Annotated in this window: 16 protein-coding genes; 12 read left to right on the top strand and 4 right to left on the bottom strand. The window is 44.6% G+C overall.

Features of this window, described 5'->3' with window-relative positions:
* The first annotated feature begins 112 nt into the window (after positions 1–112).
* Entirely contained in the window at positions 113–1,441 is a 1,329-nt protein-coding gene (pdhC, locus tag OTK50_RS02080) for a pyruvate dehydrogenase complex dihydrolipoyllysine-residue acetyltransferase (protein ID WP_007611173.1), read from the top strand.
* A gap of 4 nt (positions 1,442–1,445) precedes the next feature.
* Complete coding sequence (gene lpdA, locus OTK50_RS02075; protein ID WP_007409663.1) at positions 1,446–2,858, top strand: dihydrolipoyl dehydrogenase; 1,413 nt, start codon at positions 1,446–1,448, stop codon at positions 2,856–2,858.
* Between the two features lie 47 nt (positions 2,859–2,905).
* Here the strand turns inward: lpdA and OTK50_RS02070 are convergent, their stop codons facing one another.
* Positions 2,906–3,280, bottom strand: coding sequence for a hypothetical protein (locus tag OTK50_RS02070; RefSeq protein ID WP_038457893.1), 375 nt, complete (start codon positions 3,278–3,280; stop codon positions 2,906–2,908).
* 248 nt (positions 3,281–3,528) lie between these two features.
* On the opposite strand from OTK50_RS02070, the gene OTK50_RS02065 reads away from it, so the two are divergent.
* Positions 3,529–4,329, top strand: coding sequence for a polysaccharide deacetylase family protein (locus OTK50_RS02065; protein WP_224224236.1), 801 nt, complete (start codon positions 3,529–3,531; stop codon positions 4,327–4,329).
* 114 nt (positions 4,330–4,443) lie between these two features.
* The gene (locus OTK50_RS02060) at positions 4,444–4,563 is read left to right on the top strand and encodes a GapA-binding peptide SR1P (protein ID WP_003154518.1); all 120 of its coding nucleotides are present in this window, start codon (positions 4,444–4,446) and stop codon (positions 4,561–4,563) included.
* 47 nt (positions 4,564–4,610) lie between these two features.
* On the opposite strand, the gene OTK50_RS02055 is transcribed toward OTK50_RS02060, so the two are convergent.
* Positions 4,611–6,083 (bottom strand): aminotransferase class I/II-fold pyridoxal phosphate-dependent enzyme, encoded by a 1,473-nt coding sequence (locus OTK50_RS02055; RefSeq protein WP_032874787.1) that lies wholly within the window; start codon positions 6,081–6,083, stop codon positions 4,611–4,613.
* A gap of 179 nt (positions 6,084–6,262) precedes the next feature.
* Between OTK50_RS02055 and OTK50_RS02050 the strand changes: the two genes are divergently transcribed.
* Positions 6,263–6,529 (top strand): UPF0223 family protein, encoded by a 267-nt coding sequence (locus OTK50_RS02050; protein ID WP_130571027.1) that lies wholly within the window; start codon positions 6,263–6,265, stop codon positions 6,527–6,529.
* Positions 6,530–6,563: 34 nt separating this feature from the next.
* Here OTK50_RS02050 and OTK50_RS02045 read toward each other — a convergent pair whose 3' ends face one another.
* Entirely contained in the window at positions 6,564–7,196 is a 633-nt protein-coding gene (locus OTK50_RS02045; protein ID WP_007409668.1) for a DUF1054 domain-containing protein, read from the bottom strand.
* Positions 7,197–7,431: 235 nt separating this feature from the next.
* Between OTK50_RS02045 and OTK50_RS02040 the strand changes: the two genes are divergently transcribed.
* The 3 genes from OTK50_RS02040 (at position 7,432) to OTK50_RS02030 (ending at position 8,990) form a co-directional block, all read left to right on the top strand.
* Positions 7,432–7,620: a hypothetical protein gene (locus OTK50_RS02040; RefSeq protein WP_007409669.1), complete on the top strand. Its 189-nt coding sequence runs from the start codon at positions 7,432–7,434 to the stop codon at positions 7,618–7,620.
* Between the two features lie 133 nt (positions 7,621–7,753).
* On the top strand, positions 7,754–8,551 hold the full coding sequence (suhB, locus tag OTK50_RS02035) for an inositol-1-monophosphatase (protein WP_045207326.1): 798 nt from the start codon (positions 7,754–7,756) through the stop codon (positions 8,549–8,551).
* Entirely contained in the window at positions 8,538–8,990 is a 453-nt protein-coding gene (locus OTK50_RS02030; RefSeq protein WP_045207327.1) for a GNAT family N-acetyltransferase, read from the top strand. The genes suhB and OTK50_RS02030 overlap by 14 nt, the downstream gene beginning before the upstream one ends.
* A gap of 51 nt (positions 8,991–9,041) precedes the next feature.
* On the opposite strand, the gene OTK50_RS02025 is transcribed toward OTK50_RS02030, so the two are convergent.
* The gene (locus tag OTK50_RS02025; RefSeq protein ID WP_032874795.1) at positions 9,042–10,607 is read right to left on the bottom strand and encodes a M4 family metallopeptidase; all 1,566 of its coding nucleotides are present in this window, start codon (positions 10,605–10,607) and stop codon (positions 9,042–9,044) included.
* A gap of 322 nt (positions 10,608–10,929) precedes the next feature.
* On the opposite strand from OTK50_RS02025, the gene OTK50_RS02020 reads away from it, so the two are divergent.
* The 4 genes from OTK50_RS02020 to OTK50_RS02005 are packed head-to-tail and all read left to right on the top strand — an operon-like array spanning position 10,930 to position 13,938.
* Positions 10,930–12,867, top strand: a complete 1,938-nt coding sequence (locus tag OTK50_RS02020; protein WP_045207329.1) for a hypothetical protein — start codon at positions 10,930–10,932, stop codon at positions 12,865–12,867.
* Complete coding sequence (locus OTK50_RS02015) at positions 12,857–13,126, top strand: hypothetical protein (protein ID WP_007611185.1); 270 nt, start codon at positions 12,857–12,859, stop codon at positions 13,124–13,126. The genes OTK50_RS02020 and OTK50_RS02015 overlap by 11 nt, the downstream gene beginning before the upstream one ends.
* Entirely contained in the window at positions 13,127–13,648 is a 522-nt protein-coding gene (locus OTK50_RS02010) for a sigma-70 family RNA polymerase sigma factor (protein WP_012117481.1), read from the top strand. It begins immediately after the preceding gene.
* A complete protein-coding gene (locus OTK50_RS02005; RefSeq protein ID WP_032874797.1) occupies positions 13,645–13,938 on the top strand; it encodes an anti-sigma factor family protein in 294 nt (97 codons plus the stop codon). The genes OTK50_RS02010 and OTK50_RS02005 overlap by 4 nt, the downstream gene beginning before the upstream one ends.
* The last annotated feature ends 23 nt before the right edge of the window (positions 13,939–13,961 follow it).

The raw sequence follows: 13,961 nt of genomic DNA, 5'->3' as shown, positions 1-13,961 counted from the left end.
AAAGACGGTAAAGAGAGTCCTTTTCTCTTATTATGAAGGAGTCTGTTTACTAGGTTCAATGCTTGCGTATGCATAACTAAAATTTGCTTAATCAACTAGGAGGTCGAAAACTGTGGCATTTGAATTTAAACTTCCGGATATCGGGGAAGGTATCCACGAAGGCGAAATCGTAAAATGGTTTGTTAAGCCGAACGACGAGGTAGAAGAAGACGATGTTCTGGCTGAAGTGCAAAATGATAAAGCAGTGGTAGAAATTCCTTCACCTGTTAAAGGAAAAGTATTAGAATTAAAAGTTGAAGAGGGAACAGTTGCAACTGTTGGACAAACGATTATTACGTTTGACGCACCTGGTTACGAAGATCTTCAATTTAAAGGAAGCCATGATTCAGGAGATGCGAAAACTGAGGCTCAAGTTCAGTCGTCTGCTGAAGCAGGGCAGGATATCTCTAAAGAAGAGACTCCTAAAGAGCCTGCAAAAGAAACCGGCGCAGGACAGCAGGACCAAGCGGAAGCTGATCCGAACAAACGCGTGATCGCGATGCCTTCCGTACGCAAATATGCCCGTGAAAAAGGCGTGGATATCCGTAAAGTAACAGGTTCAGGCAATAACGGACGTGTTGTAAAAGAAGATATCGACAGCTTTGCAAATGGAGGAGCGGCTCAAGAAGCGGCACCGCAAGAAACAGCTGCACCTCAGGAAACAGCTAAACCTGCAGCGGCTCAGGCTCCTGAAGGCGAATTCCCTGAAACACGCGAAAAAATGAGCGGTATCCGTAAAGCGATCGCGAAAGCAATGGTGAACTCTAAGCATACTGCACCGCACGTAACTCTTATGGATGAAGTTGACGTAACAAATCTTGTTGCTCACCGCAAACAGTTCAAACAAGTTGCTGCTGATCAAGGCATCAAGCTGACTTATCTGCCTTACGTCGTCAAAGCATTAACATCCGCTTTGAAAAAATTCCCTGTTTTAAACACATCTATTGATGATAAAACAGATGAAGTGATCCAAAAACATTACTTCAACATCGGAATTGCAGCGGATACCGAAAAAGGCCTGCTTGTGCCGGTAGTGAAAAATGCCGACCGTAAAGCCGTTTTCGAAATCTCTGATGAAATCAACAGCCTTGCTACAAAAGCGCGTGAAGGCAAGCTTGCACCTGCGGAAATGAAAGGCGCTTCTTGCACGATCACAAATATCGGTTCTGCCGGAGGCCAATGGTTCACACCGGTTATCAACCACCCAGAGGTTGCGATTCTCGGTATCGGCCGTATTGCTGAAAAAGCGATCGTCCGTGACGGTGAAATTGTAGCTGCTCCTGTCTTAGCTCTTTCTCTCAGCTTTGACCACCGTATGATTGACGGAGCAACTGCACAAAATGCGTTAAACCACATCAAGCGTTTACTGAACGATCCACAACTTATTTTAATGGAGGCGTAATGTTATGGTAGTAGGAGATTTCCCTATTGAAACAGATACTCTTGTGATTGGTGCGGGACCCGGCGGCTATGTAGCTGCCATCCGCGCTGCTCAGCTTGGACAAAAAGTAACAGTCGTTGAAAAAGCAACTCTTGGAGGCGTTTGTCTGAACGTCGGCTGTATTCCTTCAAAAGCGCTCATCAATGCAGGCCATCGTTACGAGAATGCAAAACATTCAGATGACATGGGAATCACTGCTGAGAACGTAACGGTTGACTTTACAAAAGTCCAAGAATGGAAAGCTTCTGTTGTAAATAAGCTTACCGGCGGTGTTGCAGGTCTTTTAAAAGGAAATAAAGTGGACGTTATAAAAGGGGAAGCTTATTTCGTAGACAGCAACTCTGTCCGTGTAATGGATGAGAACTCTGCGCAAACATACACATTTAAAAACGCAATCATTGCTACCGGTTCTCGCCCTATCGAATTGCCAAACTTCAAATATAGCGAACGCGTTCTGAACTCTACAGGCGCACTTGCGCTTAAAGAAATTCCGAAAAAGCTCGTTGTTATCGGCGGCGGATATATCGGTACTGAGCTTGGAACAGCGTATGCGAACTTCGGAACTGAATTGGTTATTTTAGAAGGCGGAGATGAAATTCTTCCTGGCTTCGAAAAACAAATGAGTTCTCTCGTTACCCGCAGACTGAAGAAAAAAGGCAACGTTGAAATCCATACAAGCGCCATGGCTAAAGGCGTTGAGGAAAGACCTGACGGCGTAACAGTTACATTCGAAGTAAAAGGCGAAGAAAAAACGGTTGATGCTGATTACGTATTAATCACTGTCGGACGCCGTCCGAACACTGATGAGCTCGGCCTTGAGCAAGTTGGTATCGAAATGACTGACCGCGGTGTCATTAAAACAGACAAGCAGTGCCGCACAAACGTACCGAACATCTACGCAATCGGTGACATCATTGACGGACCTCCATTGGCTCACAAAGCGTCTTACGAAGGTAAAATCGCTGCGGAAGCTATTTCAGGAGAGCCGGCTGAAATCGATTACCTCGGTATTCCGGCGGTTGTATTCTCTGAGCCTGAACTGGCTTCTGTCGGTTACACTGAAGCACAGGCGAAAGAAGAAGGCATTGAAGTCGTTGCAGCTAAGTTCCCGTTTGCAGCGAACGGACGTGCGCTGTCTCTTAACGAAACTGACGGCTTCATGAAGCTGATCACTCGTAAAGAAGACGGTCTTGTAATCGGTGCGCAAATTGCCGGCGCAAGCGCTTCTGACATGATTTCTGAATTGAGTCTGGCGATCGAAGGCGGAATGACTGCTGAAGATATCGCAATGACAATTCACGCTCACCCGACATTGGGCGAAATCACTATGGAAGCTGCCGAAGTAGCAATCGGAAGCCCGATCCATATCGTAAAATAATAATGTAACAAAGAAACAGCCCCCGTTTGTAAAAGCGGGGGCTGTTTTTATTGTGCAAGCACATGCTGCATAGGTTTGATGATATCCTCTTTTTTCTTTACGGATCCCTCAATCTTCATGACCACATGCCGATGATTGATCACCATCAGCGCAGGGAACGTGTTGATTTCCTCTTCCCATCCCTTTCTGTTGTCATAAACCTTCATTTGATCGACATGATGGGGATATTTCTTTTCTAAATCAAGGATCGCATCGTAATAAGGCACTTCTTTATCTATATGATTTTCATCGGAAAAAAACAAGATTTGAGTGTGATGAATGCTGTCGATCCGGTTTTTTGTGAATGGACTGACAGTAGAAACCGAACAGCTTGACAGAACGAACAGCATCAAAAAAAAGGGAAACACCGTACGGTAGCGCATCTATCTTACTCCTCTGTTTTATATAATATATTGGTTCATCCATTGATAAGGACTATATCAAGTGTATCACGAGAGGTGAAAAACCTAAGGCTTGTTACTGAATTGTTATATAATTGAAACCGTTTTTAATGAAGAAATAATACGTGTGACAACTTGCGCAGCCGATGTGTAAAAAAGGCACATTGTTTTTCGTGAGAGCGCTGTTTTTTCGTTATACTGGGGGCAAAACCATATCAGGAGGGATTGTCATGTATAAAGCCGCTGCAGCCGTCATGTGTATGTGCTTACTCGCCGGCTGCCAATCAAATGAAAAGATGCAAACAAACAAACCCCATTCTCAAGCCGCGGCCAATCACGCCAAACGGGAAAACCACCATACAAAAGAGGAAAAACAGAAAAAACAAAAGGCGGAGCCCCGTTACTATATCAATCCGAAAAGTTTTTCTGTGGAAAAAATGGATGAACAGAAAGAGAAAAAACCGATCGCATTGGTAACGATCGATGACGCGCCTGATCAGCATGCCGCTGAGATTGCGGACAAACTGCACGATCTCAATGCGTCAGCGATCTTTTTTGTGAACGGACATTTTTTGAAAAAAGATGAAAATAAGAAAGCGCTTAAGCATATTCATGAGTTAGGTTTTATGATCGGAAATCATACAATGACTCATCAAAACTTAAAAGATCTTTCCGAACAAAAACAACGGGAAGAAATCATTGGCGTCAATAAAGCGGTTGAAAAGGTAATAGGAGAGAAGCCCGCATTTTTCAGGGCGCCTTTCGGAAGCAATACAGACTACAGTGACAGACTTATAAAAAAAGAAGGTATGGTGAAAATGAACTGGACCTTCGGGTATGATTGGGATCAGAAATATCAATCCAAAAAAGCGCTTACCGATATCACACTGAACAGTCCTTATCTGCGGGACGGGGCCAACATATTGATGCATGACCGGAAATGGACGGCGGAAGCCATGCCGGACATTGTAAAAGGATTGCGTCATAAAGGATATACTGTGATTGACCCTCGAGCTATAAAAAGACCGTAAAAAAATAAATGTGTTATACAATTTATCGGTTGACATATTAAATGTGACATAATAATATAATAACAACAAGTGAAAATTAAGCGTTTTCAAATTCTGAGAAATGGGGAATGACAGATGGGTACAATTGTTTGCCAAGACTGTAACGAAGCGATTCATTACTTTGAGGATGAGAAGGTCACGACGTTATACGGAACATGCTGCGGACAATGCCAGTGTCATCTTGAAGAAGAGTAAAAAGCGTAAAAAGGCCCGAAACGATTTCGTTTCGGGCTTCTTTATGTTTATTGGATGGCTTTTTGCTCTTTGATGACTCTGATCATTTCAAGCGTTGCATCTTCGGGACCCTGCACAGGAAGGCCGGCGTCCAAGTTTTTAAAAATGTAGCTGATATTTTCTTCAGTAATGATCTCACCCGGAATAAAGATCGGAATTCCCGGCGGGTACACCATGACAAACTCTGCGATGATCCGTCCCGCGGATTCTTTTAACGGAATGACTTCCGTATTTGCGTAAAACGCGTCTCTTGGCGTCATCGCTAACAGAGGAATTTCAGGAAGCAGAACTTCGGTTTGCTGATGAGCATAGTCATTGTCGGAAGCCTGCTTTGAAATGTCTGTAAGCGCGCTTACAAGACGGTCGGCATCTCCCGCTCTGTCTCCGGGGGTGAAAATACATAAAATATTATACAAATCGGACAGCTCGACTTCGATATTATATGATTCGCGGAGCCATTTTTCAACGTCATGGCCCGTCAGGCCGAGGTTTTTGACCGAAATGATTAATTTAGTCGGATCATAACTGAATGCAGCTTTAGACCCTGTGATTTCTTCGCCGACACAGCGGATGCCTTCGATTTGATTGAGACGTTCCCGTGTCTGATCCGCCAGCAGAATCGTATCTTCAAGAAGATCGCGGCCTTCTGTAGCGAGGCGTTTTCTTGCGACATCAAGTGAAGCGAGAAGCAAATAGGATGTTGACGTTGTCGTCAGCATGCTTAAAATCGACTGTACTCTTTCTTTGGAAACAAGACCTTCTCTCACATTTAAAATGGAGCTCTGCGTCAGGGAGCCTCCCAATTTGTGCACGCTTGTGGCTGCCATATCAGCGCCCGCCTGCATGGCGGACAGAGGAAGCTTATCATGAAAATGAATATGAACGCCGTGCGCTTCATCGACAAGCACAGGCACATTGAAAGAATGCGCGAGCTTTACAATGCTGCTCAAGTCCGCTGCCACACCGAAGTACGTCGGATTTATGACAAGCAGGCCTTTTGCGTCAGGGTGCTCCGTCAAAGCCCGCTCTGCGGACTCAAGCGTAATGCCGTGAGAAATTCCGAGCTCATCGTCAATTTCCGGGTGTATAAAAATCGGCACCGCTCCGGAAAATACAATGGCCGACATAATGGATTTATGAACGTTTCTCGGGATGATGATTTTATCTCCGGGTCCGCATACGGCCATGACCATCGTCATAATGGCGCCGCTCGTCCCTTGTACGGAAAAGAAGGTATGGTCTGCGCCGAATGCTTCCGCGGCCAGATCCTGGGCTTCTTTAATGATGCCCTTTGGCGCATGTAAATCATCCAGAGGTTCGATATTAATTAAATCTATGCTTAACGCGTTTTCTCCGATAAATTGTCTGAATTCCGGGTCCATTCCCGCGCCTTTTTTATGGCCCGGAATGTGGAATTGGACAGGCTGTCTGTCCGCGTGCTTTTTCAGTCCGCTGTACAGGGGTGTTTCATGTTGCGGCAATTGTTTTCCCACCTTTATCATAATACCTACGGATTAGTTTGTATTACATTCAGTTTTATTACCCGTTTTTTAAACGTAAAACAAATGAATTATATTATGAACTTGAAAGAAAGTAAAGAACAATTTATGATCTATGGAAGATGCTTATTTTGAGCATGATTATAAAGGAGTGAAGACATTTGGAATATCAATATCCGATGAATGAGGACTGGACGACAGAGGAGGCCGTGGATATTATTGCTTTTTTTCAGCAGGTGGAAAACGCCTATGAAAAAGGAGCTGACCGAGACAGACTTCTGAATGCGTACCGCCGCTTTAAAGAAATCGTTCCCGGGAAAGCGGAAGAAAAGAAAATCTGCAGCCAATTTGAAGCTGATAGCACCTATTCCCCTTATCGGACTGTGAAACAGGCGAAACAATCAGAGCAAGCGATTATCAAAATGTAGACAAAGCGAGCCGGCAATCGGCCCGCTTTTTATGTTATGAGACTTTCTGAGTCAGTGTGTATAAAAAGGAAAGCTTCCTAAAAGCATCTTCAATGGTTTGCAGGAACTCATTGTTGTTCATGTTGATCACGTCTTCTTTTTGCAGCTGAATGCCGCACAAAAGCTCTGCTTTTTTCACTGTCTGCAGGCGTTCAAATAATGTTTTCAGCTGCTCCTGATCCATGTCGGACTGCTTGTACGCACCTGGCTTCGTATGATCCGGGGACCATACAAAATGACCGGGAATCTGTTTTGTGATGTCCTCCTGCTTCGCTTCCAGCAATCTGCCGTATTCCTCTTTTATCGGAGATTCATAAATGATGGCAAACCATACAAACATATGGGTGTCCCATAAACCGATCTGAAAGTGAGGGAGTTTCTTATACCCGCGTTTGCTGTTGGCAAAGGCAACCCAGCTGTCAGCCGGCGGGTTGACAGATCTTCTCGCGTGCTTGGCGACATGCGGGAACATTTCATCTCCTGTCAATGCTGACAATGTCGGTGCGAAATGCTCTCCTAACAAGGTCAGCTTCGGACGGACTTGTTCTTTTAACACCTCCATGCGCGGATCTAAACCTTCTATTGTAAATGTATCGAAGTCTTCTTTTGTAAAACGCATCTGAGTCATCTTTTTCCTCCTTATCGTAAGTATTCATATTTTACCACAGCCGCCGCCGGCCGCAAAAACATTGAGAACGTTTGAGCCGAGAGGATTGGTGGTAAAAAACGAATAGGTAAACACACAATTTTAAGAATGTTGTTACAGCCGAATATAAGTTTCCATACGATATAAGAAGTATCATTAATAAATTGGAAAATGGGATGCTTTTTTAACAAATGATCTCTGGAAGGGGCGAAAGACAATGAGGCAAGTGGTGAAGGAAGGATTCAGGGAGGAAAAAAATAACCGTGTAGCTGTCTGGAGACTAGAGGTTGATTATGAATTGGCAACCCTGTATGAGGCCATGCAAAAAGAGAATGCAGATCAAATCGATCTCAGCAAAAGAAAACTGGAACGTCTCAGAAAAGAATGGATTCGGCTTAACGGATAAAGAATAGTAAAAACGAACCGCAGGAAATGGTTCGTTTTTACGTGAGAAGGCATTTTTTTCATTTTCCTTGCTTTTTCATCGCCTTTATCAGTATGCTATAGAATAAGCTATACATAGAAAAGAGGTACACGGTATGACAAATTGGACGGAAATTGATGATATCGCAAAAAAATGGGTAAAAGAAGCCGGAACGAGAATCAGACAATCCATGCAGGAAAGCTTGACGATTGAAACAAAATCAAATCCGAATGATTTAGTCACAAATATTGATAAAGAGACGGAACGCTTTTTCATTGACCGTATACAGGGAACTTTTCCCGGACACCGGATTCTCGGAGAAGAAGGGCAGGGAGATAAGCTCCGCTCCCTTGACGGAATCGTCTGGATCATTGATCCGATTGACGGAACGATGAATTTTGTCCATCAAAAGCGGCATTTCGCGATCTCCATCGGCATCTTTGAAGACGGAAAAGGCAAAATCGGCTTAATTTATGATGTGATGCAGGACGAGCTGTATCACGCATTCAGCGGAAAAGGAGCTTATCTGAACAATACGCCGCTTGCTCCTTTAAAAGAAGCTTCCATTGAAGAAGCCATTATTGCAATCAATGCCACATGGGTGACGGAAAACAGAAGGATTGACCCGAGTATTTTGGCGCCGCTCGTAAAACGGGTCAGAGGAACGCGTTCCTACGGTTCGGCGGCACTTGAGCTGGCCAGTGTTGCGGCCGGCCGCATTGACGCATACATTACGATGAGGCTCGCACCGTGGGATTACGCTGCCGGCTGCGTGCTGCTGAACGAAGTCGGGGGCATTTACACGACCACAGACGGCGAACCGTTTACGTTTTTAGACAACCACAGCGTGCTTGCGGGCAATCCGGCAATACATAAAATTATCTTTAACGACTATTTACATGCTGACAGGTAGAGATTTTGTAGAAGAAGATCTCGGGTTTCTGGAGCAGCTGGCGGCATCACACCCGGTGTGGAAAAACGAAGAGTTCGGAACAAAAAATGCGGCGGAGTTTATGCTTGCATACTCCATGTACAATGGAACGTGGCTCGTATGGGAGATTGACGGCGCTCCTGCCGCCGTCAGTTTTCATTTGGAATGGGCCCCTTCAAACGGAAAACCGTGGCTCGGAACCGTGGCCGTCGCTCCGGAGACAAAAGAGAAAGGAATCGGACGCGCGGTCATTGAAGAGATTGCGGGCCGGCTGAGAGGGGAGCATAAAGCAATGTTTTCAGCCGTTCCTCTGGACAGGCAGGGATGGGTTTTGTTTTTAAGCCAATGCGGCTTTGAACAGCTCAAGCTTGAAAAAGACGATCGGGAAAAGACATATATGATCATGGTGAAGCCATTGTGAAATGTTTCAGATATAAAAAAGAGACCGGATTTCTCCGGTCTCTTTTCTTGTTTACAAACCGACCGCATTCCAGGCCGCTTCTACGCTTGCAGCGTCTTGAGAGCCGTAAAGGTCCCGCGCTGATTGAATCAAAGCTGCTTTTGCATCTTTAAAGTTTGATGACGGAGTGAGATATACCGTTAGTGCGCGATAGTAAATCTGCTCCGCTTTTTTCACGCCGATTTTTGTAATCGTGTTGTAAGCGGCTTTGTTCGGAATTCCGCTGTTTGTATGCACGCCGCCGTAGTCGCCGGCATCAGTGTTCGGAAGGTTTCGATAATTTTTGTAATGGTCGGGCTGTCCGTATTTTGTCGGAGTGGATAAACTGCGGAGAGCCGGCTGGCTGACCGTAATATCTTCACCGATATCCCAGTCCTCAGTATCGTTGAAGTATCCGAATACATCAGAGAAGGATTCGTTTAAAGCGCCCGGCTGATTTTCATAGTTCAGGTTGGCTGTTTCCTGTGTAACACCATGTGTCATTTCATGGGCCGTTACGTCCATTGAACCGGAAAGAGGCGAGAAGAATGAGCCGTCACCGTCACCGTAAATCATTTGGTCGCCGATCCAGGCCGCGTTATTGTATTTGCTGCCGTAATGAACGGAAGATACGATTTTGCCGCCTTTATTGTCATAGCTGTTGCGTTTAAACGTCTGATAGAAATAATCGTACACTTTGCCGAGATTGTAATGCGCATCAACGGCAGCGCGCTGAGAAGAAGTTGTGAACTGGTTTGTAGTGCTTGATACGAGCGTGCCCGGCAGGTTATATTGTCGGTTTTGCAGATCGTACGTAATAATTTGCGTTCCAGTAGGTTTAGAAAGATCACGCATTACGTATTTGCCGCTTTCAGAAGAAATATTTAATGAGACCGTTTTTCCTTTAAGAGTCGTACCTGTTCCGGTTGCAGCGGCATGCTCCACTTTGTTTTGCTTTTTCAGGACTTTCCCTGTTTCCGCATCAACGGTTACTTCCCAGTTAGCTGGTTCCGGTTCGATGTAGCGGATGGTTACATCATAGGCGAGGCGGTATTTACCGTCTTTTGTGGCCGCTGCTTTCAGCTCAGCTTTGTTTTTGTTTGCAACGTTGCCGTTAGAGACGGCTTCAGGTGATTTGCCGATTGCTTTAAAAGCATGATCCAGCGCCTGATTTGCAGATAATTTTTTGCTGTTTGCCGTTTTGGCAGAAGCATCGTTGTTTAATTCACCGTTAATCGCATAGACATTGTTGGATTTATCGACGTGAATAATGACTTGCGAGTCTTTCACAGGCACACCGTTAACGACAGGCACATAACGGAAGTGCTTGTAGCCGAGATCATCAGTCGTGTGGTCAATCAGCTTCAGTCTCTCAGAAGGGTTGCCTTTGAAGACTTTGCCGTTTTGTTTCAAGTATTGCTTGATTGCTTTGTCACTGACTGAAGGCAATTCAGATTGCACCAAAGAATGCTTCGGCACAAAGTTCGTCAGGTTTTCTTTAAGCTGAGGATTCTCAGCGGCCTGAACACCCGGAAGACTGATGGTTAAACTCATAAAGGAAGCGGCGACAGCAACAGACAATTTCTTACCTAAACCCACAATAAATCCCCCTTTTTGAAAATAATGAAAACTTATATTGTTATAATAAACCAGCATTCTCTCATTCTGCAATATAAAACTAGACTCCGTTGATGAATTGATAGAATCGTCCCGGAAAGGCTTCCGGCGGCCAGCATCGGGGGATAAGCCGAGAGGCACGTGTTGAATCAGACATGAGTCGAATGATGCGATTTATTCTGAAAAAAATGACAAATGAAGTCGGGAAAAATGATAGGGGAAAAATGTTCCGATCTGTAAAACTTTTTTTATAGCCGTTTGTCTAAACGGGTGAGGCCTTAATAAACGAAAAGGATTGTTTCAGATGTCAGAGATTTTCAGTCATTTTATTCAGCATTTCGACAGGTATTTCATTTTAAGCAGACAGAGCGTGTTGATCATTCAGTGGTCAGCCGTCTGCCTTGCTGTTTTATACGCGCTGACTTTTCATCCGAAAATCAGCCGTGAGAGAGTTTGGTTTTATTCAGGAATTCTGCTCAGGGCCGTATTATTAGCGGGCATAACAGTTGAATTGGTTCATCAGGTGCAGAGTACTCACTTTAGCGCGCACTATTTGATATCGGAAGAAAGAGAGCTTCTTCCGATCGTTCATCTCTTAATGTATGGGTATGTGCTGCTCACCGCGTTTCACTATATGCTCATGCCGCAGGAGCAGAGGGGAAAGGGCATGTTTTATACGTTTGATCTCACTGTGGTGACACTGCCGGTCATTCAGCTGATCTTCAGCTTTTTCGCTTTCTGGAATATCAGTCCCGATGCGATGGCGGGGGAGGATATAGTTTCGATGCTATGTTTTATTACGGTTGTTTTACTTCTGCTGATTTCTATGAATGTTTTATTCTTTAAAATGTATTGGAAACCGAGACCTGTTTTTATCGGCGTGTTTTATGCTGGGGTCATCGGGCTGTTGGTGTGGGTGCTCGCTGCGCCCTCGGCCGGTGTAACAAAAGATTACGGCAGACTTCTCCCATTTACGGTGTATTTAACGATGGCCGGTTTTCTGATGACCCATCATTTATTTCATCGGTCAGACAGGATCAGACAGCGGACGAAAAACTTTCTTGCGGGAGCAACGGCCGCTGGTTTTATTGTCTTTTTGAATCCGGCATACAATGCGGGAGATGCCGCTTTTGCGGTTTCAAAGCCATTGGCTGAAGATACTGTTGAGGATGTTGGTGGACATATCACTTCAGACCAAGCGGAACGGATCCTTACATCATTTTTTTCAGCAGAGAATCCGATTTATTTAACAGAAACCAATCAGGATCTCCATTACTTTTACCGTTTTAAAACGAAAGATTATGAAGCGGAAGTGGACGAGGTTTCCCGATTGATTACAAATTACCAATATCTTAAAAAACCGGAAGGCCGCACTTTAACAGAAGAGGAATACCGGAAAAAGTCGCTGGATTTCTTGTCGGCGCACGGCCGAAAAATAAAAACACAAGGGATTCAGACAACAGTGAGAAAAGAAAACGGACAGTTTGTCGTGGAGATTGCGCCGAAAACACAAGGGACGAAACACGAACATTCGGGCACAGTATTTTACTGGGAAAAAGACACCATCATGGGTTTTTCAGAAGATCCGTCTATTTATCAGCTTGAGTCACTGTCGCAGGTGCATATGACGGAAAAAGACATAGTGAAAGCATCAAAAGCCGCCTTTCGTACGCTGCAAATGCCTGATCAGACATTTGAAATCACAAATACAAATATAAACAGCCTGATCGGCAGCAGTTTGACCGTAACTGCGAATAACGGAACGGAGCTGATATTTGATGCAGTATCCGGACGTCTTATGAAAATCAGAGTCTCACCTGACAGCACCGTTTTAACAAAAACAAAACTTCAGAAGAAGCTTTTTTCATTGCTGGACGCGGATACTTCAAAGCTTAGACAAATTGATAAATCGGAAGGCAATCTCGTTTTTGAAAACTCTGAAGGCACATTCGTTTATACGCTCCGGAATGAAGAAGGCATGAAAGAGGCTTCATTCTACGGACAGGTAAGTGCCAAAACATTCCCGCATACATACAGAGACGGACAAACAGCCTTCAACAAAGTGGCGGCAGCTTATAACGGCATCATTTACAAAAAGCGGGTGAAGCCTGTCATAGCGGTGAAAGACGGCGTAACATATAACGCATGGCTCGTCATTATTCAGCCGTTCGGTTCAAACCGTCATGACGCATATGTAGTGAACGCGGATACTTACGAGGCGGTGAACCTTTATGAACAATAAAGAAAAAAAGGCTGTCTTCTTCGATTTATACGACCTATATAAGGAGGGGGAACTCGAAGGCGGCACGCTCCAGTGGATGAAAGAACATGAGCATTTATTCGGAGCTGAGGCGGAAAACAGAAAAGGGCAGTATGAACATGGTTTGAATGCGCCGTCCGGCGATATCCGCCAGATTAAATACATGAAATGCCTGACGTATGGATTGTACGGATTCTTCATAGTGCTCTCAATCTGGATGACAGTGTGGTTTTATTTTTAAATGAAAAACAAGATGTCAATTGAACAGCTGTACCGTGAACATTATCAAGATATTATGTATTACCTTTACAGACGCACACATCATGCTGAGACCGCTAAAGACCTCGCTCAGGATACATTTATGAAAGCATTTAACGGGCTTGATTCGTTTAAGGGCCATTCGTCTATCAGAACGTGGCTCTATGCAATTGCCCATCATACCTTCATCAATTGGTACAGACGTGATAGAAAATATCAATTTTCAGATATCACTCTGAATGAAGGGCTTCAGCAAACAACATATGAACTGCCGGAGCATTACGTCGCCCGGACAGACACTCAGAATGCGCTGACCGGGCAGATTCAGCGTCTGAAAAGCGATCAGCAGACCGTTTTAATTTTAAGGGAATTTCAAGAGCTGTCTTACGAAGAGATTGCTGATGTTTTGGACTGGAGTCTTTCGAAGGTGAAGAGCACCCTGTACAGGGCAAGAATGCAGCTGAAACAGCACTTGGCGGAAAAAAGGAAGGACGGACAGATATGACTTGCTGTTTAGTGAGAGATTTACTCCCTTTATATATTGAAGGCGATTGTGAAACAGAAACGGAGCGGTTTATTTCCCGCCATCTTGAATCATGCGGTAAGTGCGGGAGTTTATATCATATGATGAAGGAGCCGCTTGACCTCGGCAGCCCTAAGATGAAGGCGCCAGCTTGTTATGCAGAAGAAGAAAGGCGGTTTAAGGAACGGTATTACGGGAAACTGCTGATAAAAGCAGCCTGTATGTTCGGTGCTGTTTTCTTTATCATGCTGATCCTTAAACTGCTGATTTAAAAAAACGCCCGGCTGAATGACCG

This window comes from Bacillus sp. NEAU-CP5 (genome assembly GCF_026420705.1).
Lineage (GTDB): Bacteria > Bacillota > Bacilli > Bacillales > Bacillaceae > Bacillus > Bacillus velezensis.
Note: the sequence above shows the minus strand (reverse complement) of the source record. Positions and strands in the feature narration are given on the sequence as shown.

Coding starts and splice junctions, on each gene's coding strand:
- OTK50_RS02040 (WP_007409669.1), top strand. CDS start 7,432: ATGAGGCAAGTGGTGAAGGAAGGATTCAGGGAGGAAAAAAATAACCGT.
- OTK50_RS02070 (WP_038457893.1), bottom strand. CDS start 3,280: ATGCGCTACCGTACGGTGTTTCCCTTTTTTTTGATGCTGTTCGTTCTG.
- OTK50_RS02065 (WP_224224236.1), top strand. CDS start 3,529: ATGTATAAAGCCGCTGCAGCCGTCATGTGTATGTGCTTACTCGCCGGC.
- suhB (WP_045207326.1), top strand. CDS start 7,754: ATGACAAATTGGACGGAAATTGATGATATCGCAAAAAAATGGGTAAAA.
- OTK50_RS02060 (WP_003154518.1), top strand. CDS start 4,444: ATGGGTACAATTGTTTGCCAAGACTGTAACGAAGCGATTCATTACTTT.
- lpdA (WP_007409663.1), top strand. CDS start 1,446: ATGGTAGTAGGAGATTTCCCTATTGAAACAGATACTCTTGTGATTGGT.
- OTK50_RS02010 (WP_012117481.1), top strand. CDS start 13,127: ATGAAAAACAAGATGTCAATTGAACAGCTGTACCGTGAACATTATCAA.
- OTK50_RS02005 (WP_032874797.1), top strand. CDS start 13,645: ATGACTTGCTGTTTAGTGAGAGATTTACTCCCTTTATATATTGAAGGC.
- OTK50_RS02030 (WP_045207327.1), top strand. CDS start 8,538: ATGCTGACAGGTAGAGATTTTGTAGAAGAAGATCTCGGGTTTCTGGAG.
- OTK50_RS02045 (WP_007409668.1), bottom strand. CDS start 7,196: ATGACTCAGATGCGTTTTACAAAAGAAGACTTCGATACATTTACAATA.
- OTK50_RS02015 (WP_007611185.1), top strand. CDS start 12,857: ATGAACAATAAAGAAAAAAAGGCTGTCTTCTTCGATTTATACGACCTA.
- OTK50_RS02020 (WP_045207329.1), top strand. CDS start 10,930: ATGTCAGAGATTTTCAGTCATTTTATTCAGCATTTCGACAGGTATTTC.